The sequence below is a fragment of the Vibrio sp. Vb1337 genome, from assembly GCF_033338715.1.
In the GTDB taxonomy this organism is placed as follows: Bacteria; Pseudomonadota; Gammaproteobacteria; order Enterobacterales; family Vibrionaceae; genus Vibrio; species Vibrio alginolyticus.
Map to the genome: position 1 here is coordinate 349,980 of NZ_JAWOTD010000003.1, position 25,909 is coordinate 375,888.

The 25,909-nt window shown below is 45.4% G+C and carries 17 protein-coding genes; 7 read left to right on the forward strand and 10 right to left on the reverse strand.

Annotated features, from left to right (window positions below; all coding sequences use genetic code 11):
* Window positions 1-11: 11 nt before the first annotated feature.
* From R7E42_RS05370 to R7E42_RS05390, 5 genes are all read right to left on the reverse strand, one after another.
* Entirely contained in the window at window positions 12-2,072 is a 2,061-nt protein-coding gene (locus R7E42_RS05370; RefSeq protein WP_318072406.1) for an alpha-amylase, read from the reverse strand.
* 180 nt (window positions 2,073-2,252) lie between these two features.
* Window positions 2,253-2,930 (reverse strand): monofunctional biosynthetic peptidoglycan transglycosylase, encoded by a 678-nt coding sequence (gene mtgA / locus R7E42_RS05375; protein WP_318072407.1) that lies wholly within the window; start codon window positions 2,928-2,930, stop codon window positions 2,253-2,255.
* A 151-nt stretch (window positions 2,931-3,081) separates the two neighbouring features.
* Entirely contained in the window at window positions 3,082-5,274 is a 2,193-nt protein-coding gene (gene glgB / locus R7E42_RS05380) for a 1,4-alpha-glucan branching protein GlgB (RefSeq protein WP_318072408.1), read from the reverse strand.
* 283 nt (window positions 5,275-5,557) lie between these two features.
* Window positions 5,558-7,738, reverse strand: coding sequence for a 4-alpha-glucanotransferase (gene malQ, locus R7E42_RS05385; protein ID WP_213871292.1), 2,181 nt, complete (start codon window positions 7,736-7,738; stop codon window positions 5,558-5,560).
* 117 nt (window positions 7,739-7,855) lie between these two features.
* Window positions 7,856-10,309 carry a glycogen/starch/alpha-glucan phosphorylase gene (locus tag R7E42_RS05390; protein WP_005374836.1) on the reverse strand — a complete coding sequence of 818 codons (2,454 nt, stop codon included), beginning with the start codon at window positions 10,307-10,309 and terminating at the stop codon, window positions 7,856-7,858.
* Between the two features lie 734 nt (window positions 10,310-11,043).
* On the opposite strand from R7E42_RS05390, the gene malT reads away from it, so the two are divergent.
* The 7 genes from malT (at window position 11,044) to sstT (ending at window position 19,766) form a co-directional block, all read left to right on the forward strand.
* Window positions 11,044-13,752, forward strand: coding sequence for an HTH-type transcriptional regulator MalT (gene malT / locus R7E42_RS05395; protein ID WP_005374834.1), 2,709 nt, complete (start codon window positions 11,044-11,046; stop codon window positions 13,750-13,752).
* A 578-nt stretch (window positions 13,753-14,330) separates the two neighbouring features.
* A complete protein-coding gene (locus R7E42_RS05400) occupies window positions 14,331-15,248 on the forward strand; it encodes a DUF368 domain-containing protein (protein WP_318072409.1) in 918 nt (305 codons plus the stop codon).
* 244 nt (window positions 15,249-15,492) lie between these two features.
* On the forward strand, window positions 15,493-15,918 hold the full coding sequence (locus R7E42_RS05405) for a hypothetical protein (RefSeq protein WP_017820123.1): 426 nt from the start codon (window positions 15,493-15,495) through the stop codon (window positions 15,916-15,918).
* 9 nt (window positions 15,919-15,927) lie between these two features.
* The gene (locus R7E42_RS05410) at window positions 15,928-16,542 is read left to right on the forward strand and encodes an SCO family protein (RefSeq protein WP_017820122.1); all 615 of its coding nucleotides are present in this window, start codon (window positions 15,928-15,930) and stop codon (window positions 16,540-16,542) included.
* Complete coding sequence (locus tag R7E42_RS05415; protein WP_213960553.1) at window positions 16,532-16,840, forward strand: PTS transporter subunit EIIB; 309 nt, start codon at window positions 16,532-16,534, stop codon at window positions 16,838-16,840. The genes R7E42_RS05410 and R7E42_RS05415 overlap by 11 nt, the downstream gene beginning before the upstream one ends.
* A gap of 275 nt (window positions 16,841-17,115) precedes the next feature.
* On the forward strand, window positions 17,116-18,192 hold the full coding sequence (rsgA, locus tag R7E42_RS05420; protein WP_182038102.1) for a ribosome small subunit-dependent GTPase A: 1,077 nt from the start codon (window positions 17,116-17,118) through the stop codon (window positions 18,190-18,192).
* 356 nt (window positions 18,193-18,548) lie between these two features.
* Window positions 18,549-19,766: a serine/threonine transporter SstT gene (gene sstT, locus R7E42_RS05425; protein ID WP_005374821.1), complete on the forward strand. Its 1,218-nt coding sequence runs from the start codon at window positions 18,549-18,551 to the stop codon at window positions 19,764-19,766.
* Between the two features lie 65 nt (window positions 19,767-19,831).
* Here sstT and pdxY read toward each other — a convergent pair whose 3' ends face one another.
* From pdxY to R7E42_RS05450, 5 genes are all read right to left on the reverse strand, one after another.
* The gene (gene pdxY / locus R7E42_RS05430) at window positions 19,832-20,701 is read right to left on the reverse strand and encodes a pyridoxal kinase PdxY (protein ID WP_213962302.1); all 870 of its coding nucleotides are present in this window, start codon (window positions 20,699-20,701) and stop codon (window positions 19,832-19,834) included.
* Window positions 20,702-20,802: 101 nt separating this feature from the next.
* Window positions 20,803-20,991, reverse strand: a complete 189-nt coding sequence (locus tag R7E42_RS05435; protein ID WP_017634469.1) for an AbrB/MazE/SpoVT family DNA-binding domain-containing protein — start codon at window positions 20,989-20,991, stop codon at window positions 20,803-20,805.
* 147 nt (window positions 20,992-21,138) lie between these two features.
* Window positions 21,139-22,449 (reverse strand): putrescine-ornithine antiporter, encoded by a 1,311-nt coding sequence (potE, locus tag R7E42_RS05440; protein ID WP_318072410.1) that lies wholly within the window; start codon window positions 22,447-22,449, stop codon window positions 21,139-21,141.
* Between the two features lie 61 nt (window positions 22,450-22,510).
* Window positions 22,511-24,691 carry an ornithine decarboxylase SpeF gene (speF, locus tag R7E42_RS05445; protein ID WP_005384659.1) on the reverse strand — a complete coding sequence of 727 codons (2,181 nt, stop codon included), beginning with the start codon at window positions 24,689-24,691 and terminating at the stop codon, window positions 22,511-22,513.
* Window positions 24,692-25,101: 410 nt separating this feature from the next.
* Window positions 25,102-25,548 (reverse strand): helix-turn-helix transcriptional regulator, encoded by a 447-nt coding sequence (locus tag R7E42_RS05450; RefSeq protein ID WP_005374797.1) that lies wholly within the window; start codon window positions 25,546-25,548, stop codon window positions 25,102-25,104.
* Between the last annotated feature and the right edge of the window lie 361 nt (window positions 25,549-25,909).

Genomic DNA, 25,909 nt, shown 5'->3' on the forward strand with positions numbered 1-25,909 from the left:
CGAAGTTCTAACTACTTGTCGCGACCCACAAACGCCACAACGACTTTGTCATTGCCAAGCGAGCGAGAGAACACGTACGCGCCTTCTTGTTCAATTACTTGATGCTGACCCGCACCAATCGCTGGGTGCGCTTTACGGAACTGACCAAGAGTTTGCCAGTGTTTGAGCAGCGCTTGCTTCTCATCAGATAGCTTCCATACCATGTCAGAACGAGTGCCTTGGTGGAAATCGTCCGCGTAAGGACCAATGTTACGACCAACTTCATCACCATAATAAACCTGAACAGCACCAGGACTCAGAAGCAGTGCATTCGCGGCGTTACGCTGCATACCGTAATCTTTGAAGCGAGAGAAGAACAGCTCGGTATCGTGAGAAGACATGTAGCTCACAGGGTTAAAGTCTTTCTCATTGGCGATAGTGTCCGCATAGCTTTGGTAAGTGTCTGCCATTTGGCTGAAACACGCCGCGCCTTTGTCTAACTTCTTCTGCATATCGAAGTTAATCAACGCATCAAAGCCGTCGTCGAAGTAAGGGCTGCGATATGCGGTATGTCCCCATACTTCACCCATCATCCAGAATGGCTGACCTGACTTACCGTTCTCTTTACGCCACTGCTCAAGGCTGCTTGATGCCTCTTCTTTCAAGCGTTTCCACACATCGCCTTCAACGTGCTTCACCGTGTCGACACGGTAACCATCAATACCAAAGCGTTTCACCCAATCAGTTTGCCACTCAATTAGGTAGTCCGAGACGGTGTAATTATCACGCTCCTCAACGCGAGTGCCAGGGTTATCCAATAGCCATTGAGCTGGCTTCACGGCTTTGTCTGATTCAGTGATAAAGTCTGGCAAACCCGCCAATGACATGGTGATATCACTGCTGCCCGGAACTGGGTATCCCGGTAGACCTGTTCTTACCCAGTCACCGCCCCACCATTTCGCCCAGTTTGGACTCTGGTAATCAATATTCTGGTGATAGCTATGCCAATTTTCACCCGCTTTTGGTTGCCAGTCACCCCACTTATTCGGTAAATCAGCGTTTGGTTTTAACACCTCAATACCGTCAAATTGCAAATCGGCTAACGTTGAGTAACCGGTGTGGTTGATTACTGCGTCCATCAATACTTTAAGGTCACGTTTGTGTGCCTCTTCCACCAGCTTTTTCAGGTCATCTTCGTTACCGAAGTTCTCATCAATCTTGGTGAAATCACGCGTCCAGTAACCGTGGTAAGCGTAGAATGGGAATGAGCCGCTATCGCCGCCGCCAACAAAGCCGTGCACTTGCTCAACGATTGGCGATAACCAAATCGCATCTGTACCTAGGCTCTTGATGTAATCTAACTTTTCGATCACGCCTTTTAGGTCACCGCCGTGGAAAGTGCCTATCTCTTCTTTGCCGTCTTTCTTGCGCCCATAGCTGTTGTCATTGCTGGTATCGGCGTTGTTGAAACGATCGACCATCACGAAGTAAATGTTGGCATTGCGATAATCAAACGGCACTGCTTCTTTGGTTTTCTTCACTGGCTCTAGTAGCACCAAACCGCCTGAGTCTTTGCTTGGTGTCAGCGATACTTGCTGATCTTTTACTTCAACCATTTGCCCAGAGTAAGCATCACGCAACTTGGTGCCATCGGGGAAACTGTCACCCAGCGCGATGGTGACTTCGCCGCCTTGGTAAACCTCACATTGCACTTGTGGGATTGGGCGTTTGAATTCAGTCTTCGCGGCTTTCTTAGGTTCACGCTTGAAGCGCAGTGTTTTCGCTTCCGCATCAAAAGCAAAAGAGTAATCGCCAGTAAAGCGGATTTTTAACGGCAGTTCTGTTGGCTTTCCGCAGTTCAGCGCGATAGGTTTATTGAATTTGACCTTCTGGCCATCAGGCGCGACACAGTCGCCTTCAACACCCGTAATTTTGAGCGTGTATCCATCTTTGGTTAAGGGCACAACCAAAGGCTGCTCTGCATTTAAAGGAAAGTCACGGCTGTTGGTCGTGGTCAAAATGGTGATGTTTGGCTCGGCGATGGCACTTGCCGATGCAAGCAATAAGGTAGTCGTAATCAGATTCAGTTTCATCGTTCAGTCCATTGGTTGCGCATAGGCGCAGTATTCGTGTTGTATTTTTATTCACACTAATAGTAAATGGATGAAAAACTGAGCACATCATTCTGAAAGGCTACGCCCTAAAGCTTGTGACGCTTCACATTTTATTGATATAGGGGCGTAGTTCTATTTAAGTGCAATAGATTGAGGGAGTTAAAGTTGCACGCTGCCAAGATTGCTCATTTGATTCATCGCCCATCTTGTGCGGCGAGCAGTGTACTCACTTTGTGGGTAGACTTTGATTCGATATGGGTTTGGCAACACCACGGCTAATCGCGCTGCTTGCCACTTCGAGAGTTGCTTTGCACTGACACCAAAATAATTCTGCGCCGCCGCTTCAGCGCCGTAAATACCGGGACCAAATTCAACCACATTTAGATACACTTCGAGAATGCGCTCTTTACTCCACATCAGCTCCATCAGTAAGGCAAAGTAAAGCTCGTAAGCCTTGCGAACGTAGGAGTGAGAAGGAAACAAAAACACATTTTTCGCGGCTTGTTGGGTAATAGTGCTCGCGCCTCTCGACGGACCATTATCACCAGCCTCGGAAATCACGTCGAATAGCGATTCGAAATCGACACCATAATGATGAGGGAATTTTTGATCTTCGGTCGCAATCACCGCTAACTGCATATTTTTTGAAATGCGCGACAAGGATACCCATTCGTGTTGACTATTGTCTGGATAGTTCTTTGGTGGCGCAACAATGCGGCTTAACTTCCATCCCCATATTGGTGGATCGACATATTTCACCAAACCAACCAAAACGACTGGGGCGATCAGCAATATCAACACCATTTTAAATAGAAATGGCTTAAGCCTTTTCAACATGTGTAGTTCCCCAATGCATTAGCGATTGATGATAAACAAACCCGTGAGCTTGCCTGATTCAATCAAGAACAACAAGTTTTAGAGGTAAAAAATAGGTCAAAAAAAGCCCGATTTACAATGTAAAACGGGCTTAGAATTTGATTAGACTAAATTATTTGTGCAGCTTGTAGAACACGGTTGAAAGTGGAGGCAAACGAAGCTCAAGTGATTGAGGCAGTGATTCACTTTCAACTTTTTCCGTTTTCACAATGGTCAGCACTTTAAAATCGCTGCCGCCGTATTTGCTGTCGTCCGTGTTCAGCAGCAGTTCGTATTGACCTGCATTTGGAACACCTAAACGGAAACGCTCGTGTGGTACGGGCGTAAAGTTGGTGATGATCAGAATACGCTCACCCTCTTTACTGATACGCTCGTGCGCTAGGATGCTTGCATCTGCCTCGTCTTGTAGACGCCACTCAAAACCAGCAGGAACACAATCTTGATCGTGCATCGCCGCTTCATTTCGGTACAAGTGGTTCAAATCTCGCATCAGCTTTTGGACACCTTGATGACGCTCATATTCCAGTAAGAACCATTGCAACTGATCATCGTGGTTCCACTCCGCTGTTTGGCCAATTTCCGCGCCCATAAAGTTCAGCTTTTTGCCCGGTTGACCATACATATAACCGTAGTATGCTCGTAGGTTTGCGGTTTGCTGCCATTCATCGCCCGGCATCTTGTTGTGAATAGAGCCTTTGCCGTACACCACCTCGTCGTGAGAGAGAGACAAGACGTAGTTCTCGCTGTGCGCATAAACTAGCGGGAATGTGATGGTATTGTGGTGGTATTTGCGGTGAACAGGATCTTCTTTGATGTATGAAAGACTGTCGTGCATCCACCCCATATTCCACTTGAAGCCAAAGCCTAAACCACCCATAAAGGTTGGCGCAGACACACCCGGAAACGCCGTTGACTCTTCCGCAATCGTCATCGCATTCGGGAAGTGCTTGTACACTTCTTCGTTCATCCATTTTAAGGTTGCGATTGCGTCGTAGTTTTCGTTGCCACCATCAACGTTCGGGACCCACTGATCGTGGCTACGTGAATAATCGAGATAGAGCATCGACGCGACTGCGTCCACGCGAATGCCATCAATATGGAATTGTTCAAACCAGTACAGCGCATTCGAGACAAGGAAGCGACGCACATGTTCACGGCCTAAATCGTAAATGTAGGAGTTCCAGTCTTGGTGCCAACCGCGACGCGGATCTGGATCATGGAACAGAGGCGTACCATCAAAGTTCGCTAAACCATGATCATCCGATGGGAAGTGCGCCGGTACCCAATCCAGCACAACACCGATACCTGCTTGGTGACACGCATCCACGAAGAATTTGAAATCATCAGGGGAGCCAAAGCGGCTAGTTGGTGCAAACAAGCCAACAGGTTGATAGCCCCATGAACCATAGAATGGATGCTCAGACACAGGCATCAGCTCAACGTGGGTGTAGCCCATATCCACAAGGTATGGCACCAACTGCTCCGCAAGTTCGCGGTAGTTCAGGAAATCACCTTTCTCGTTGCGCTTCCATGACCCAGCATGCAGCTCGTAAAACGATAACGCTTCATCACGCTTTTGCGTCACTGCGCGGTTTTGCCATTTCGCATCTTGCCATTGGTAACGCTTGTGATCGTAAGTAATGGACGCGAACGATGGGTATTGCTCAGAGTAGAAACCCCAAGGGTCTTGTTTGTGTGGCAGCCCTTCCCCATTTGGCCCTTTGAGCTCAAATTTGTACTGAACGCCTTCTTCTAAGCCAGGAATAAATAGGCCCCAGATACCGTAGTCTAGGCGTTGCATTGGATGACGACGGCCATCCCATTGGTTGAAGCAACCCACAAGGCTAACAGCAGATGCATGTGGTGCATAAACAAGGAAACGCACACCAGAGATGTTTTCACCGCCACGTTCTAGCGTGACAAAGTGTGCGCCCATGTAGTGATACATGTCTTTTGGCGTATGCAGATGCTCGTACTCTTGGTAGATATTGTGGTACTGGTACGGGTCATCAATAATTTGTTCAACACCATTCCAATCGACCGCTAAACGGTAGTGGGTCAGGTGTAAATCGCGTTGCTCTTTTAAGATGAAACCGCTGTCGCCATCACGCTCAAGCGCCACGCGAGGTTCACCATTAACAAGTAGTTCAACCTTGTTTGCGCCCGGCATCCAAACTCTCAGCGAAGCTTCGTCGTCAATGAATGGACCCAGCGCCGCAAATGGATCTGAGTAAGCCGCCTCAGCAAGCAGTTCGTATGCGCGTTCGTGTTGTTTCTTTATTTTCTTGGTTTTGGTGGTTTTCAAATCTTTCTCCCTAGAGCCAACATCCTTTTCAAGACCAGAGATCTGAATCAAACATCGGTTTCTCCACAGCCAACGTTGTGAACTCACAAAAAGACTCCGCTTCTCACGTTCGTTGCGTAAACGGCGTCAAAATACAAAAATGCCCGCTATTGTCGCGGGCATAATAACGGTACTTCATCCTAACGGATTGTGTTTTAGGAATGAGTGACCTAGACGGAACTTTCGTACCTCTGAGCTAACAAAATTCGTAATCAGCTCGTCCATCTACGCCACTCTAGGCATCTTACTTACTCGCCTGTGCACGAACTTCAGTAAGGCGTTTAGAAATACGATTCACATCTTCACGGCTGAAGATTTCATCTAGGTTCATCGACAATTTACGACGCCAGTTTGGATACTCATCCACCGTACCAGGAATATTGACCGGTTGATCCATTTCTAGCCAGTCTTCAAGCTGAACACTAAGCAGTGCAGAGTCACCCGCGGCTACGTGCAGTTGCAGCGCTTCGCTTAGGTATGAATCCATTGGCACGTACTGAGCATCATGACCAATGCCTTCTGGCAGATAGCCATGCCAGCGAACACTGTCTAGAATGCCTTGTTTGCACTTCAAGCGGTCAGCGAATAGGCCTTCCAACTGCTGCTCATCAGGGTACAGACCTATCTCACGCCCCATCTTCAAGTCATCACAGTGCCAGAAACCGCGTAGTGTTGGCATATCGTGCGTACACAATGCCGCCATAGACTGCTCTGCGTAATGCTTCGGAGAAATAAAACCACCGTCGTCTTTTGATGTTTCGAAGAAGAAGACTTTGTACGAATGCACACCCGCATCACGAAGGATATCAACGATTTCATCAGGTACAGTACCCAAGTCTTCACCGATTACAGAACACTGATGACGGTGAGATTCCAACGCTAGGATTGCTAGCATGTCTTCAACTGGGTAGTACAGGTATGCGCCTTCTGTCGCTTTCTCGCCTTTTGGAATCCACCAAAGGCGAAGCAGGCCAAGTACGTGGTCGATACGCAATGCACCACAATGCTTCATGTTAGCACGTAGCAATTTGATGTAAGCGTCGTAGCCAGTCGCTTCTAAAACCTGAGGGTTAAGCGGAGGCAGACCCCAGTTTTGGCCTAGTGGACCAAGTACATCCGGCGGCGCACCGATGCTTGCATCCAATACTAGCGCGCCTTCGTCTGCCCATGTTTCGCTGCCTGAATCTGCAACACCCACCGCAAGGTCGCGGTACAAACCCACAGCCATGCCTTTTTCTTCGGCTAGCGCTTGCGCTTCTTTGATTTGATCGTCTGCGATCCATTGCAGGTACATGTACAAGTGAACACGATCTTGGTTGTCCTTAATGTACTTCTGAGTACCAGCTGCGTCGAATGTGCGGTATTTCTCAGGGAATACTGGCCAGCCCCACATGTTTGCATCTTCTGCATGTAAATCAGCATGAAGTGCATCGAATGCAGCTTGATGTAGCAAGCTGTCGCCGCCTTTTTCAACAAAGTCCAAGAAGGCACGAGCGCGATCGGTGTTCTTGTCTAAATGGCGAGCTTTAAACTCACTGAATAGCAGCGGAAGAACGCTCATTTTTAGTTGCGAAACTTCGGTGTAATTCACCCAATGAGAGTCTCGCGCTTTTTGTAGACGTTGTTGGAACTCTGCGCTACCAACACGCTGTTGTGCTTCTGCACTTAGCGCGAATTCAGGTACAGAGCTTACGTCGATGTACATGATGTTCAACCAACGACGAGAAGACGGGCTGTATGGGCTTGCCCCTTCTGGATTCGCAGGGAACAGCGAGTGAATAGGGTTCAAGCCAATGAAGTCACCGCCACGAGAGGCAATATCACTCACCAGTTGTTTTAGGTCGCCAAAATCACCGATGCCCCAGTTATGCTGAGTACGCAGTGTGTAAAGCTGGATACTAGGACCCCATAGCTTTTTGTGTTGGTTTAGATCGTCTTGTTTGAAACACGCTTTCGGCGTAATGATCAATAACATCTCGTAAGGTGTTTTACGACGCTTACGACTGATGATCAGTTTGTGATAACCCCAAGCCAAGTTCTTTGGCAATGCAAACACTAGAGGGCCACCCTCAGCACGCTCATCACGAACAATTTGGGACTGAAGATAGCCTTCAAGTACCTCTCCTTGTTCTGTTTCTAAACGCCAGCTGAATTCACTCTCACGAGCACTCGTACCTAGGTTTAGTTCCACTTCGACTGGTTCGCCGTCGCGTAAAACAAGAACAGGGGCTAGTACGTCTTTTTTATGTTTCTTTTCAGCAGAAGCCAGTAGTTTTTCATCACTGCTAGTATCATAGCCAAGCGAAGCGAGCAAGCGGCGTAGCGTCTCCTCAGACACTTTAGCCTCATCTCCCCAAGCACTGACATAGCTATCAGCCAATCTCGCCATTTCCGCGACTTTCTTTAATGCTGTTTGTTCTTTCATCGCTTTCTCCGAAGGTAATACCAACACCTTCCATGTAGGGTTTTATTGTTATCAATAACTTCTTTTGGAAAATGACCAAAGGTAGCGCTTGGCTACCTTGGTCTTAACTAGGTTCTATTAGCGTTTCACCGCTTCAAGTTTCCAGATATTGTTCACGTAGTCGCGGATTGAGCGGTCTGACGTGAACTTGCCAACAAGGGCGGTATTAAGAATGGCCTTCTTCGCCCAGCCAGCTTGATCTTTATATTGTTCGCTCATGTCTTCGTGTGCTTTCACGTAAGAGGCAAAATCCGCGAGACATAAGTATGGGTCACCACCGTCTAGCAGGCTGTCGTATGTGGCACGCAGTAAGCCCGGTTGGCCTGGTGTGAACTCTTCACCCAATAGCAAGTCCATTGACGCTTTGAGTAAGTGATCCGCATTGTAGTAATCAAATGGGTTGTAACCTTGAGCTTTCAGCGCTTTCACACCTTCAACATCTAGACCGAAGATATAGATGTTCTCATCGCCTACTTCCTCACGAATCTCAACGTTTGCACCATCCATTGTACCGATAGTTAGCGCACCGTTTAGCGCCATCTTCATGTTACCTGTACCTGATGCTTCTTTACCCGCTAGCGAGATTTGTTGAGAAACGTCAGCCGCAGGGATAATGATTTCAGCCATGCTCACGCGGTAGTCAGGGATGAATACCACTTTCAGCTTGTTACCGATGCGAGGATCGTTGTTCACCTTGTCTGCAATCTTGTTGATTGCGAAGATGATTTCTTTCGCTAGGTGGTAACCCGGTGCTGCTTTTGCTGCGAAGAACACAACGCGTGGCGTACACTCAAAACCTGGTTCATTAAGAATACGGTGGTACAGAGACAGTACGTGTAGCAAGTCTAGATGCTGACGTTTGTACTCGTGCAGACGCTTGATTTGAACATCGAAGATTGCATTAGTATCGAGCTCGATACCCATGTTCTCTTTCACCCAAGTTGCTAGGCGTTCTTTGTTCTCTTTCTTCACTGCCATGAATTCTTTTTGGAATGTCGCGTCAGTAGCGTACTTCGCAATACCTTCAAGTTGCTCTAGTTTCGCTGGCCATTCTGGGCCGACTTTCTCAGTGATAAGCTGAGACAGACCTGGGTTACAGAACTTCAACCAGCGACGTGGCGTAATACCGTTCGTTACGTTGTGTAGACGTGTCGGGTACATTTCGTGGAACTCTGGGAATAGGTCTTTCTTAACCAATTCAGAGTGAAGTGCTGCTACACCGTTTACTGCGTAAGAGCCGATTACACATAGGTTTGCCATGCGAACCATGCGGTGGAAACCTTCTTCGATGATAGAAAGCTTCTGTTGCTTCGCGACATCACCCGGCCACATTGCACGTACGTCTTGTAGGAAGCGGTGGTTGATCTCGTAAATGATCTCCATATGACGTGGTAGCAGGTGCTGGATTAGCGACTCTGGCCATGTCTCTAGTGCTTCTGGAAGTAGCGTGTGGTTGGTGTACGCAAATGTCTTAGAGCTGATTTCCCAAGCCGCTTCCCAAGCTAAACCTTTTTCATCCATCAAGATGCGCATTAGTTCAGGAATCGCAATCGTTGGGTGCGTATCGTTAAGCTGGATAGTCTCTTGCTTAGGTAGATCCGCTAGCGAGTAGCCCGCAGCTTCGTGGCGACGTAGGATGTCACGTACAGACGCTGCTGAGTGGAAGTACTGCTGCATTAGACGCAGTGTTTTACCTTTCTCGTGGTTGTCGTTCGGGTAAAGCACTTTAGTGATGTTACCTGCGTCGATCAGTGCGTGCTGAGCTTCGAAGTAATCACCATTGTTAAAGCTTGCTAGTGAAAATGGTGCAATCGCCTGACATTCCCAAAGACGTAGCGGGTAAACCGTGTCTGATTCGTAACCCACAATTGGAAGATCCCAAGGCATTGCTCTTACTGTCATGCCTGGTACCCATTTGCGAACTTCTTTACCGTTCTCGTTAATCACTTCAACGTGACCGTAGAAACCGATCTCTTGCGCAAGTTCTGGACGCGCAATTTCCCAAGGGTAGCCTTCTACACCGCGCCATGCGTCAGGTGCTTCTTGCTGACGGCCGTCTTTGAACGACTGCTTAAATAGACCGTATTCGTAATGTAAACCATAGCCGACAGTTGGGAATTCTTGTGCCGCACATGAATCCATGAAACACGCAGCCAGACGACCAAGGCCACCGTTACCCAATGATGGATCGCGCTCTTCTTCTAGCAGATCAGTTAGGTTGTAACCTAGTTCAGCCATTGCTTCTGTTACTTGTTCGTACAGACCCATGCTGATTAGGTTGTTACCCGTCAAACGACCGATAAGGAATTCTAGCGAAAGGTAGTTAACGCTCTTCGCACTTTTAATGCGTGGATCTTCTTCTGTCGCAAGCAAATCTAGAGTAGTAAATTCAGCCAGAGCATGCCCCATTGCTAGGTACCATGCGCGGCTGTCTGCGTTTTCAATCGTATGAGCGTAAGTTACAGATAGGTGTTTCTTTACGCTTTCTTGGAACGACTTCTTGTCAAATTGTTTTTGTTGAGTAGGTTTCATTACGAAATTCTCACGTCTTTTGGTAATTCATCTGCCATACATCGTGCATTTACCTCTGTGAATAAACATCCTCCTAATTCTCATCCTTTGAAGGAGGAGGGCTGAGGGCGTAGAGGGGGTACCATTGCTAGGTTAGTGATCCAAATCTCAACAAAGTGAACTTTGCACCAGTTCTTAGTGATTTTGATCACAATGGAATGTGAGAAAGGTTAAAACCCGTTCATGACGCTTTTTATAGTCCACTCATCTGATGATGTGAAAATTGTAATATCGGTCACATTAACTCGGTCAGCGTAGAAGAACTTTTCGTAATCTATGTGCAACGCGATCTTAACGCTAACGAAACAAACGATATTTAAGTGACGACAATCACAAATAAAGGGCGTAGTTGATGGTAAATCCATCAACCCTTGAGAATTAGGAAGTGGATCAAAGTAACGAACATTTCTGATGTCGTAACATCCCTCTCAGCTCACAGGATTGTACGCTTTTTATACAAACTAGAATTAGGCGATGTGAGTTATTTCTAGTTTTCGCTAGCTTTTATATCTAAGTGACCGTATGGAATGGTTTTTCAGACGGACGCAAGCCCCAACAGTAGCGACATTATCTGGCATTCAAACAGTGTTTTTGATGCTGATGACATCATTCAGTAAGACGGCTTTCAAGGGGGCTTTACTAGAATGATCACGTTGCAGTCATTTGGGTATACACAAATAAGGACATAACTACTAATGTGGATTCCATCTAAGCTTACTCGACCAGGACGCCTGCACAATGCCATCGTGCGCCCACGAGTGTTGGACTTACTACAGCAAGCGCCTTACTACAAATTGGTTTTATTCCGATCCCCAGCAGGTTACGGAAAAACAACAATGGCAGCGCAGTGGCTATCCGATAAGCCAAACGTCGGTTGGTACAGCATTGATGACAGCGATAACGACGGCTTTCGCTTTGTAAACTATCTGCTTCAAGCATTAAACAAAGCCACCAACTTCAGTTGCGCTAACGCACAAAAACTGGCGGAAAAACGTCAGATCTCGTCTTTACGCTCCCTATTTAGCGAAGTATTCGCTGAAATGGCTGACTTTCATCAAGAGTGCTACGTGGTGCTTGATGACTACCATTTAATCACGAATGATGAAATCCATGAATCCATGCGTTTCTTCTTAAAGCACATGCCAGACAACCTCACCGTTGTGGTAACCAGTCGTGCAGCGCCGCCTCTGGGCACTGCAAACTTACGTGTTCGTGATTTAATGATCGAAATCGGCAACGAGATGTTGGCGTTTGATACCGAAGAAACCACTCGCTTCTTTAACCAGCGTATCGCCGATGGTATTGATGAAGACATGGCGAACAGCCTAAGAACCTATGTTGAAGGTTGGCCATCGGCGATGCAGTTGATCGCATTACAAGCCCAACATCAAAACCGCACATTGGCACAAACTGTAGAGTCGGTATCGCAGTTCAATCACGCGCACTTGTGGGATTACTTGGTCGAAGAAGTGTTTGACTTACTCGATCACGAAACTCGTCACTTTTTAATGCAAGTATCCGTGCTTGACCACTTCAATGATGAGTTAGTGTTTGCCCTTACCCAACGCGAAGACGCACTGGGAATGATTGAATCGCTTAACCGTTACGGCTTATTCATTTACCCGCTCGAAGGGGAACAGAACTGGTTCCGGTTCCATAACTTATTTGGCGAGTTTTTATCTCATGAGCGCCAAGCTCGTATTCCTCAGCAAGAAAAAGATCTCCACCGCAATGCTGCTATCGCTTGGTTACAACAAAAAGCACCGCACCAAGCGATTCATCATGCACAAAAATCAAATGATAAGGACTTAGTGGTAGAGATCCTAAACGAATTCGGCTGGAAGATGTTTAACCAAGGCGAACTCAGCACACTGGAAAGCTCAATTAACAAGTTGGACGATGATCTGTTGTTCAGCCACCCAAAACTTACGATGCTCCGAGCATGGTTGGCTCAAAGTCAGCATCGTTATAACCAAGTGGGCCACCTGCTTGAAGAAGCGGAAGAGGAACACAAAAAGCGTAACATTGCGTTAGATATTCATTATCAAGGTCAAGCAAACGCGTTGCTTGCTCAAGTGGCTATCAACAGTAACCAACCAGAAAAAGCTCTCGAATTAGCGGAGCTAGCGCTTAGCCAACTTGATAACACTATTTACCGTAGCCGAATTGTGGCGACTTCGGTTGTTGGTGAAGTTAACCACGTGCTAGGTAAACTAGACCGTGCTTTGCCGATGATGCAACAAACTGAAAAGCTAGCTCGTCAGTATCAGGTATATCACCAAGCGTTATGGGCAATATTGCAGCAAAGCGAGATTTTGATTGCACAAGGTTACGTGCAAGCTGCCTTTGAACTACAAGATTCCGCATTTCGTCTGATTGAAGATCAGCAGCTTCAGCATGTTCCTCTTCATGAATTTTTGCTGCGTATTCGCGCGCAAGTACTTTGGTGCTGGAACCGACTTGATGAAGCGGAAGAATGCGCGTACAAAGGTCTGCAAATTCTCGAAAACCATTCACCAAGCAAGCACTTACATAGCTATTCGATGTTGGCGCGTATTGCGATTGGACGCGGTGAATTAGACAAAGCCGGTAAATTCATTGAGCACATCCAACACTTGATGAAACAGTCGACTTATCACGTAGATTGGACTGCAAACGCTTCACTATCGTTGATTCTATTTTGGCAAGCGCGCGGGAATACCGATGCAATGCAAGAATGGCTCAACACTGCGGTTCGTCCTGAATCGGCATGCAACCACTTTTCTCAATTGCAATGGCGTAACATTGCCCGCGCCCACATTAACTTAGGCCAATATACCGACGCTCGTGCTGCGTTAGATTTTCTCCAAGGTGAAGCTCGTCGCACTAACCTAATCACAGATACTAATCGCAACTTAGTGGTTGAAGCGGTCCTTTCTGCTCGCCAAAAAGATGAGGAGCAAGCCAAGGCTCTGTTAAAAGAAGCATTAGTAATGACGAACCAAACTGGCATGGTCGGAAACTTCCTGATTGATGGTGCAACCATTGGCGGTCTGCTGGAGAAGTTGAGCCTCCGCCATGAACTGGGCGATCTTGAGCGTCACCGTGCTCAACAGTTAATGAAGGACATTTCATCGAATCAACGTAGCCGGTCAATTCACTTTGATGAAGACTTTATTGAAAAGTTGGTGAATCACCCTAATGTGCCAGAGCTAGTACGTACCAGCCCATTAACACAACGCGAATGGCAGGTTCTGGGACTGATTTATTCAGGCTTTAGTAACGAGCAAATCGCACAAGAGCTGGATGTGGCAGGTACGACAATTAAAACCCACATTCGCAACCTGTACCAAAAGCTTAATATTGCTAATCGTAAAGAAGCCATTGTGACAGCTGAAAATTTGCTGCAGTTGATGGGATACTGAACTGCTCGATAAACGGGTTAAAACGTAAAGTAAAACACAAGGGTTGGCGTAACACGTCAGCCCTTTTTTATGACTGACAGTAAGAGAAGTGCAATTTGCAAAGCACGTAAGTAACGTTGTTCATATAAAAAAATAGCCAACCGCAATAATCGCGATTGGCTTATATTTAGTGTGAACAAATTGTATTCACTAACAACGTCAGTTGGCTAGGTGACCCTCGGCTTAAGAAGGGTCGAGCAGTATTATGCATTAATCATGCCAAAATGCAAAGACTTATTTTTGGGTACAAGATCTCATATAAGCTGGATTTATTCACGCGCAAATTATCAAAATGCAACTTTGTAATGCAAATTGCAATTGCATAATGCAACCAAGACTGATAATTGATAGTAGAGTTAATCATCTCAAAAATGTAAACCAAGCATTAAAAGCTCGTTACGGCGACATTGTCTCTTGGCGGGTAATAAAGATAGGCAATAGATTGGATATAAAACCAAGTAGTTACAGCACTATTTCATACTTTTTTCATCGCAATGTTTGTATACTCTCTGCCATCGAAACGACTTAGCATTAGAGCAATGAACTACTTAATTACTTTCTTCAAGGGAATCGCCATGGGTGCAGCAGATGTTGTACCTGGTGTATCTGGCGGCACCATCGCGTTTATCACTGGTATTTACGATACGCTGCTTGAAAGCATTCGACGCATTAACCCCTCACTTTTCTCTATCTGGCGAAAAGAAGGGGTTAAAGCCGTGTTTAATCACATCAACGGATTCTTCCTTATCGCTCTGTTTGCCGGCATTTTCACCAGTATTGCAACGCTAGCAAAGTTGATTACTTGGCTTCTTGACACACACCCGATCCCACTTTGGTCATTTTTCTTTGGTCTAATTTTGGTCTCTGTGTATCACATTATTCGTCAGGTTGAGCAACGCGATCTTGTCCGCTTTGTCATTCTGCTCGTTGGTGTCGGGTTTGCTTATAGTATTACTGTGCTCAAACCTTTACACATGGAACCAACGGCCATTAACACCTTATTCGCTGGAGCTATCGCGATTTGTGCGATGATCTTGCCGGGTATCTCTGGCAGTTTTATTTTGCTGCTGATTGGCATGTATGCTCCTGTATTAGCCGCAGTGAAAGGTTTTCAAGTCGATACATTAGCGCTATTTTTGTCTGGCTGCGTGATCGGTTTACTGTCCTTCTCTCACTTATTGTCGTGGTTACTACGCAAGTTCCGTGATTTCACCCTGATGTTTTTGACTGGATTAATGATTGGTACGTTGCCAAAGATTTGGCCATGGAAAGAAACCATCACTTGGCGCACCAATTCGAAGGGCGAACAAGTGCCATTGCTACAGCACAACCTATCACCATTTGAATTTGAACACGTAACATCACAACCTTCTCAGTTAGTACTTGCTGTCGTAATGATGCTTGCAGCCATTGTGCTGGTTTTGGGTCTAGAGAAATTCGCAGATTCAGATAAATAACTTTGGTATCAAACATATACTGAACCAAATAAAAACGGAGCCAATTGGCTCCGTTTTTATCTATTGGCTAAGGGCAAAAACATCTCAATTGAAAACTCTGCTGTATTTGATGCAATAAAGTCCGTCGCGTTACTAGGAAGCTGGTCACCGAGGTATAACGCACAATTTACTGAGGTCACGAGTTGGCGAGCGGCGCATCTGTGCTACGATGCTCGTAATGTTAAGTGATAAATGCTGAACCTTAATGAAAGTGTTACAAATCGCCGCTGTTTCAGCCGCATTAGTTGCGGGATTTTATGCCCCGACTCTAATAAAAAGCTTTTCTTCTTCCACTCAAAGCAAGTCAATAGATGAATACTGCTTTCTCTCTACAACCTCTTGCGTCCAAGAAAATGTTACGATGACGCTAAACTCAGAAACTGCTCAACCCTTGGTTCCTACCACTCTAAATGTTGAGTGGCATACAAGCGATGCTAAGCAACTCATCCTAAGTCTTTCAGGAAGAGAAATGGAGATGGGTGAGCCTAAGTTTTTGCTGAAGCAAATCGCTCCTGGCCAATATCAAGGTGACATCATTCTCCCGGTTTGCACGGAGGATGCAATGACTTGGGTTGGTGAACTCAGTGATGGAGAGAATACCGTTTACCCTGCTATAAAAATGCAAAGATAAGGAATCGTTATGAGCCGCAATTGGTCCCTATTTCTCGTAGCTGCTTTCGCACTCGGGTTTGGCGTAAAGAGCTATTTAGATAATCAGAACACGAAGCCAGAGCTAGTGGACAGCTCCACCTCTCAACAAACGGTACTGTTTGGGGAAAATAACCAAGCCGTCAATATCTTCGATGTGAATGACCCTCGCATCCGAGTTGTCTATTTTGGCTTTACTCGCTGCCCAGACGTTTGCCCAACTTCTCTTGCAATGCTGGCAGGGGCACTGAATCAAATTGACGACGCGCAAAAAGCACAACTACGCCCGATGTTCATTTCTTTAGACCCAGAGCGTGATGAGGCCGATGCATCAGCAAAATATGCCCATTACTTCCATCCAATGATTGAAGGCCTATCGGCACCACTTGATGTAACGACACCTTTGGCACACAACTATGGTGTCATTTTCCGTAAGACAGAATTGGAAGGCTCGGAACTAAAGTACACGCTGGATCATAGCTCTTACTTTTACTTCTTGAAGCCGGATGGCACGTTAATCACTAAAGTACCGCATACACTCTCACCGGCACCGATTGTTGAAGCCATTTCAAAACTAACGACCGAAGGCTCTTCAAATGACGGTTAAGTCAGTGCTGAAGCAATTTTTCAATTTCCTAACTCAAACCAACCCCAATGTCGAACAAGACGTCGATACGATCATTGACGCCATTGGGGGGATAGAAAACCTGCTAGAAACTGGGGCATGCGCGACTCGGCTGCGCCTTACCCTCAGAGCGACGTCCGTCATCGATAAGAACGCACTCAAAAATCATGGCGCGCATGGCGTCGTGATATTGGATGCTCGTCATGTCCAAATCATATACGGCTTAAAAGCCAACACGTATTCGCAGATTATGGAAGAGCGCATCACAAAACAAAGTTAATATTTTTGCAGTATAGCTACCCTCTTTAAAAAAGGGCGGCTATACTCTTTTGGCTTAATTAACTCACTTATTTATTAACCAACGAAGAGGACACAAGATGATTGTATTGAATAACACTAACTGGGCATCGCAAGGGTAACCCTAACAGCACCAACTCTGTGGCATAGCCACAACTCCCCTTCTCTGCCCGGTCTTCACCGGGGTCAACTCTATCCGAATTAGACCCTAATGCGATTTGTATTAAGGCGCTTTGTTGCGTCTGGGATAATTCAATAATGAATCAAACACATACTTTTTGTGACACATTAGTTTCAACTTCAAACCCTCTAAAACTATTGGGTTGGAAACCATTTTTTCAGCAACAACTGACATTAGACGATTACGACAACACTATCTTTGCTCGTGTAATTGCGCATCACCGAAGTGGTTATTTATTGGCAACAGAAACTGGGCAAGTTCATCTTAATGCCCACCATTCTTTACCCAATATGACCGTCGGAGACTGGGTAATCTTAAATGAAGATCAGCAATTTGTTCGCTTACTGGATCGCTTGAGCCTCTTTAGCCGCAAAGCCGCTGGCAGCAAAGTGGCAGAGCAACTTATCGCAGCCAATGTGGATACAGTGTTTATCGTCTGTTCCCTTAACGACGACTTCAATTTAAGTCGTATTGAACGCTATCTTGCCTTGGCTCATGAAGCCGAAGTCGAACCCGTCATCGTGCTTTCCAAAGCCGATTTGTGTGACAATACTGATGAACTAAAAAGCCAAGTACAGAAGCTCGACCCTCTATTAGCTATAGAGACAGTCAACGGCTTAGAAATAGAGAGTGCTTCTAAACTCATGACCTGGTGCAAAGAAGGACAAACCCTCGCTTTTATCGGTTCTTCAGGCGTTGGCAAATCAACTCTTGTTAATGCATTACTCGGGCAACAAGAACAGGCAACTGGGCATATTCGTGAAGACGATAGCAAAGGTCGACATACAACTACATCGCGCTCTATCCATCTATTACCTGATGGCGGCATCTTGATTGATACTCCGGGAATGCGCGAGCTTCAACTAGCAGATTGTGAATCGGGGGTCAGTGAGGCGTTTTCTGACATTGAGGCTCTCGCTCAACGTTGTCGCTTTGGTGATTGCCAGCATCAAACTGAGCCGGGTTGCGCAATTCAAACTGCGATTGAAAATGGCAAACTGGAAGTTCGTCGTTTCAATAACTATCAAAAACTATTGCGAGAACAAGCCTTTAACGGTGCGACTTTGGCAGAGCAACGAGCACAAAGTCGACAATTCGGTAAACTTGCTCGCAATGCCATGAATGATAAGCGCAGGCGCCAACAAAGTTATTAATTTGTTGCGTTTGAGTTGTCAATAAAATCAAAGGAGACGAAAGTCTCCTTTTTAACAACTTTATTAAAAACCATTACTCATAACTAATGATAATTTTCAACATAAAAATCTTATTTAAATAACATTGAGCAAACATTTAATCCAAAAACAAACTAAAACTAGACACAAAATATTACCAAGCTAAGATATGTGATATTCAGCAAGAAAATGGCTGAATTTATAAAAACAGGATAATTGATAATCATGTGTCTTAGTGACCAGAAGCAATGCTCACCCCTTGTAATATAAGGGCATTATCGCCGTGTAATGATGGACTATTGCCCTGCCACTCTGGCATAAAATTGCAGGAATGATGTATGCAACACAACAGCCTAGTTGCCCGATATGCTCGTGGTAACCTCGTCGTCCAGATCCTTGTCGGTATCGTCTTTGGTATTTTGCTCGCGACAATTTCTCCAAGCCATGCCGAAAGCGCGGGATTAATTGGTAGCCTTTTTGTCGGTGCGCTTAAAGCGATCGCGCCAATTCTTGTGTTTATTTTGGTTGCCGCTTCAATTGCAAACCAAAAGAAAAACCAACACACTTACATGCGCCCAATCGTTGTACTGTACCTGATGGGTACATTCTTCGCGGCGCTATCAGCAGTGGTTCTAAGCTTCCTTTTCCCGACCAATTTAACGCTTGTCACCGGCGCTGAAGGTGCAACGCCTCCTCAGGGTATTGCTGAAATTCTACGCACATTGTTGTTTAAACTGGTCGACAACCCAGTAAATGCACTAGTAGAAGCAAACTACATCGGCATTCTTGCTTGGGGTGTGGGTCTGGGTCTTGCACTACACCACGCATCGGCAACAACGAAGGCCGTATTTGAAGATCTAAGCCACAGCGTGTCTCACATTGTGCGCTTTATCATTCGTCTTGCACCATTTGGTATCTTTGGCTTGGTTGCTTCAACGTTTGCGACAACAGGCTTTAGCGCGCTAGCAAGCTACGCACACCTTCTGGCGGTTCTTCTTGGCGCAATGATGATCATCGCACTCGTTGTAAACCCGGCGATCGTGTTCGTTAAAACCAAACAAAACCCTTACCCACTTGTATTCCGTTGTCTACGTGAAAGTGGTGTAACAGCGTTCTTCACTCGTTCAAGTGCAGCGAATATTCCAGTAAACATGGCACTATGTGAGAAGCTAAAACTGGACGAGGATACATACTCAGTATCTATTCCTCTAGGTGCGACCATCAACATGGCTGGTGCTGCAATCACTATCACAACACTAACGCTTGCAGCTGTGCACACTATGGGTATCGAAGTTGATCTACTGACTGCGCTACTTCTAAGTATTGTAGCTGCGGTTTCTGCATGCGGCGCATCAGGTGTTGCAGGTGGCTCTCTACTACTTATCCCACTTGCGTGTGGCCTGTTTGGTATCTCAAACGACGTAGCAATGCAGGTTGTAGCGGTTGGCTTCATTATCGGTGTGATTCAAGACTCTGCAGAAACTGCGCTAAACAGCTCAACAGACGTTGTCTTTACAGCAGCAGTTTGTAAATCAGAGCAGCAAAAAGCTCAGTAAGACTGACAGAACAAATAGAAAGGGGAGCCGATGATGGCTCCCCTTTTTTGTTTAATTGCGCTCAATTACGCGGTGACCAAAGCCACTTCTTCAATCAGGAAGTGTTTGCTTGGTTCAACAAACTCTTGCTGCGCAGCAATAGTTTGCAGTTCCCACTCACCCGCATGGTACGTTGCACTCAACACCCCGTAACACGCGTCGTGACAATGTTGGAAAGCTTGTTTAGGAGACCAGCCTTTTAAGAGTCCCGCGGTAAAGATAGCTGAAATAAGATCGCCCACGCCAACAGGTTGTTTAGCAAACTCAAATTGAGGACGCTTCGCAAGGTAAATGCCTTCTTGCGTAGCCAATAGCATGTTGAAGCTGCCATTTTCTAGGCAGTAAAGGTGCTTAACTAGCACCACTTTTGGACCTTTCTCTAGCGCACGTTGGCATGCGGTGATCGCATCGTCTAGTGAGTGGATTTCCATCTCAGCAAATTGACTTAGCTCGAATTGGTTCGGAACGATCACGTCCGCCATTGGCATCAAACGCGTTAGAAGATTTTCAGCAATGCCCGGAGCCACAATGCAGCCTTTGTCTGGCGCGCCCATCACAGGGTCGCAAACATAAAGTGCGTTCGGGTTCGCTTGCTTCACTTTCGTCACGGTATCTTCAACAACAAGACACTGCTCTGCGCTACCTTGGTAGCCCGTCAATACCGCTTGGCACTTTTCCAATGCACCGATGTTACCAAGGCCACGAACTAACTCGCTGATGTCTTCAGCCGCAAACGCTCGCCCAGTCCAGCCTTCTTGATACTGCGTGTGGTTAGAAAATTGAACGGTATGAATCGGCCATACTTCGAAACCCATGCGTTGCATTGGGAAAACGGCACTGCTGTTACCAGCATGACCAAAAGAAACATGAGATTGTATAGAGAGGATACCTTGCATAGTACCTTACCTCTTATTGTAGTTATCGATAGTTCAAAGACAGCGGCAAGCGCCAGTTTTGCGAAACCAGTAGTGTATCCGACAAACCAAGATTCTCTAACTCAATTCTCCTCAATATCTTCAGAGTAAGTTGGCGCGCTGGTTTTCAACACCATCTTCTTAATTTCCATTTTGTCTTTATTCAGTGCGATTTCTAGGGTATCTCCTTCCCTTATCCCGAGCTGAGCTAGGATTACGCTTGGAATGACTACGGCGGTGTCGTCACCGATTTTAACAGGTTGACTTATCATCTTTCGTCCTCCAAATGTCGAAAATGAGTTTTCACGTCATTGGATGTCTAGCCTCAAATACATTAAGCTGACTTGGATTTGGCGTAAATGCCTAAAAACAAAGAGCCTTCCACACCGCGTTTGGGAAGGCTCTTTCTGTATTATTTTTTAATTTGCTAAAGGCTCATGCTTCGCAGCAATCAGACCGTAAGCACTCCAGCCTAGGAAGGTTACGATAGAGCCCCACATCATCGCTTCGTAGCCGGAGCCGTAAAGCGCATAGAAGCTGTACAGAGAGCCAATCAGAGCGATAACGTTGGTGGTTTTCATCTCGCGCTCTGGCACGTGCGCCACTTGCTGCATAATAAAGATTGCGCCCATACATAAGATGTAAGGAATAACGTTTGTTACTACCGCTAGGTTAACCAGTGCTTCGAACTGCTCGTTCAGCGTTGGAGAAATCGTCATTAGAGACAATACTGATTGGATGATAGTAATCGCGATCATACCTTTGATCGGTGTGCCGCGTTTGTCCACTTGAGAGAACAATTTAGGGAAGAAGCCCGCGTCAGAAGACGATTTGAACACTGACGCGATAGTGAATTGCCAACCCAATAGAGAGCCCGCACAAGCCAATACCGCCATACCCGCAACCACTTTACCAGCAGCAGAACCTAGCATCACTGTCCATACGGTTGAGAATGGCGCTGTAGAAGCGGCAAGCTCAGAGTTTGCAACGATACCAGAACAGATGTTTGTCGATACAATGTAAACCACAGCCGCGATTAGCGTACCGCCTAGCACTGCGATTGGTACGTTCTTCTCTGGGTTTTCTACCGCTTCAGAGTTCGCACAAGCTGATTCAAGACCAAGGAATGCCCATAGAGTCATCGCAATAGAAGCACTCACCGCTTCACCAAATGGCAAGCTGTGTGGGTTCCAAGCTTCAATGTACATGGTTGGGTTAAACCAGAACCAACCAACAATACCCAATGAACACACTGGTAGGATTACGCCCCACACGGTGAATGTACCAATTTGACCTGTGATTTTCGCACCACCGAAGTTAGCGAAAGTACAAATCCAAAGAATGGCGATGGTGTACAAACAGGTTTCGACCGGAGATAGGGTCACTTCAAAGAATGCGGAGCCGTAACCCACACAGGTAATCGCGATCGCAATATTCGCAATAAGGAGCGACAAACCGTAAGTCCAGCCCGCCATAAACGCACCCGATTTACCGAATGCGTAAGACGCGTAACCGTTCATACCGCCGTCTCGTATACTAAAGCGACCACATTTTGCAAACACATAAGCCAACGCCAAAGAGCCCGCAGCCGTGATCAGCCAAGACAACACTGAAATGGTACCCACTTGCGCCAGTTTACTTGGCAGCATGATAATACCGGAGCCAGCCATATTGATGAACGTCAGAATGGTTAACTGCACCACCGACATTTTTTTAGTTTCAGTACTCATAAATTATTCTCCACGAATAAGCGGTTCGCACCGACGCCGGAGCGTGGTGCGAACGGGTAGATTAATCTTTTAGGACATAACAATGTGCGGTAGTGCGACCGTTAACATCTTCAAGGTACACACCTTGAATTTCTGGCGCGAAGCCTGGGAAGCGGTTAATGCCTTCTTCTAGAGATAGGAAGTAATCCACCACCTGTTGAGTCCAGACTTCACCAGTGATCACACAGATAATGCCTGGAGGGTAAGGAAGTGCACCTTCAGCGGCTACGCGGCCCACGGCCTCTTTAAGTGGTAGGTAATTGCATTCACCACGGAAGTATTTGCGTGTTGCTACGTCAGGTTTGTGAACCATTTGTGGGAAGTACTCGCTGCGGAACATCGCTTTTTGTAACTGTTTCACGTTCAGCTCTTTGTACATGTCATGCATTTCCTGACATAGCTGACGGATGGTGTAGCCACGGTAGCGTTCTTTATTCGCTTCGTAGACGCTTGGAAGTACGATACTTAAAGGGGCATCATCACGGATGAATTTTTCGAATCGGTTAATTTGAGCCACAAGGTGACGGATCTTACCCATATCTTCCGCAGGAGTGAGTAGGAACAAGATAGAGTTCAAGTCGCACTTTTCAGGGATGATGCCATTTTCACGAAGGAAGTTCGCTAAAAGCGTTGCAGGAATACCAAAGTCTGCGTAGCTGCCATCTTCAGCAATACCTGCTGTGGTTAGTAGCAATTTACATGGGTCAACGAAGTATTGACCTTCACCGTACCCCTCGAATTTGTGCCAGCTTGCGTTTGGCTCAAACATGAAGAATTTCTTGTTCGTTGCGATCACGTCAGTGTCGTAGCTGCCCCAAGGTTGGCCTTCGACTTCATCTGGAATGAACGGACGAATCAATTCACAACTCTTAAGGATTTCTTTACGCGCTTCGATACCTGTCTTAACCGCATCGCGCCATAAACGCAGACCTGCTTCGCCGTCGTGGATCTTCGCGTTCACATCAAGCGCAGAGAACAGTGCGTAGAATGGTGAAGTCGATGCGTGCATCATAAACGCGTTGTTAAAGCGTTTGTGGTTACAGTAACGAGCTTGACCTTTGATATGGCGGTCTTTTTTGTGGATTTGCGATGTTTGAGAGAAGCCAGCTTGTTGTTTGTGAACAGACTGAGTCACGATCACACCTGCGTCTTCTGGTTTCAAATCCAGCAGCAGTGGTGAACAGTCTTTCATCATCGGGATGAACTGCTCGTAACCAACCCATGCAGAGTCAAACAGGATGTAGTCACAAAGGTGACCTATCTTATCCATTACGTAGCGAGCGTTGTAGATAGTACCGTCATAAGTACCAAGTTGGATAATAGCAAGACGGAAAGGACGTTCATCGCGTGCACGTTCTGGGTCCACTTTCGCGATTTGAGCACGAATGTATTCTTCATCGAAACAGTGTTCATCCATACCACCGATAAAGCCCCAAGGGTTACGCGCCGTTTCTAAGTAAACTGGCATACCACCCGCTTGGATTAACGCACCGTGGTGGTTCGATTTGTGGTTGTTACGGTCGAACAGTACCAAATCACCTTCAGTTACCAGCGCGTTACAGACTACTTTGTTTGAAGCAGAAGTGCCGTTAAGTACGAAGTAAGTTTTGTCCGCGTTAAATACTTTTGCAGCGTGCGCCTGCGCTTGATGTGCAGAACCTTCGTGGATCAGTAAGTCACCTAAATCCACGTCCGCATTACACAAGTCACTACGGAACAGGTTTTCGCCGAAGAAATCGTAGAATTGTTTACCCGCTGGGTGTTTTTTGAAGAACTGACCACCTTGGTGTCCCGGACAGTCAAACGCTGAGTTACCCATCTCAACATAGTGCGTTAATTGCTTGAAGAAAGGAGGAAGCAGACGACATTCGTACTTGGTTACTGCTTCGTTGATTTGACGACAGTAGTACTCAATAGATTGTCTTTCTAAATCGATAACGCCAGTTAGCCAAACGTAATCTTCAGCCGAAACTGGGTTTGCATCCGTTACTAAGAAAACTGGAATACCGTAACCCGTTTCAGAAATCATTTTATGCAGACCTGCTTTAATGTCTGCTGAAGTAATAATAGCCGCACCAACGTCGGTTAATTCAACTTGCTCTAAAGGTTGTAAATGACGATTAAATTGTTCATCTAAAGATTCAGCTAATAAACTGAAGTCTTCTGGCATGTAATTACTAACACCTATAATTAAACGTTTCATTTGGAATATCTCTTTTTTGTTCTTTAAAATTGACAGGTACAGATATTACAAACGAAAACGATATTTAAAATTCAAAAAACAAATTTCGTGATTAAATTTTCATATTTAAAAGTCTTATTTTCTCGAATTAAAATTTCGCGATCTTCATCACTTTCCAATTGATAGCCCAATGATATTGAAACCAGGCTTAAAAGGAAAAATAATTAAAAATTGTGTGACCATAGCCATTGTTGTTAGAAATAAAATATCAAGAAAATAATTTTTTGAGATTTCCATCACTATATAATCATTAGGACTATATTATTAGGAATGATAAATATTTTAATTTTAACTAAATTTAAACACATAATAAAAAAGCCATCAACACATGTATTGATGGCTTTTTACTTTAGGTGCAAAGGAAACACAATTCAATTAAATAAATGACTATCTAGTTTGACTCCATCATTCGACCATTGCTGATAACGTTTTACAGACATGCCTGACGAGTACATAGTGTGTTTACAATCCATGCACTCGACAAAATACAAGCCACTCATGCCAGCCATAACGTGCAGTCTACGGCTATCGCAACGCTTACAGGACAAGCGTTTTACTTTGGTATTGACGTCAATACGACGAGCAAAGTTTAACGTTTCATGAGAGCATAAAGCATCAACAGCACTATCTTTAAATGGATGTTCACTCAACAAGTAATTAATGGCGTAATCATACACCGGGGGGATTGAAGATTTTCCACTTTCAATATTACTTATTTTAGCGACGGAAACACCTAATAAAGAAGCGAACTCAGCCTTACTGTACTCTAAGATAAACCTTGAAGAGATAAATTTATCTGCACTAATGATTCTCAACATACACAAATCTCTAATATAAATAAAAACAGAGATAAAAAATATCTCTATTTATTATGAAACATGTAATGAAAAAGTTACTTCCCAGTGTAATTCTGAATATTAACTATGCTATTTTATTTTTACGTTATCTTGCGCCTAATTAATCATAAAATCAATAATCAACACCTAAATATAAAAGAACAATTTAAGATTTATAATACATTTTTTAATTTACATTATTAGATAAAGTAATGAGTACTATTCATCTATAAATCGGGGCATCAAGCATTGCTCTTCAATCATTATTACGTAACCGTTCACCAGTAGGAGCTTGATTTAATGGATTACAGACTAAATACGTTGGGGTAAGGCTTGCGAAGTG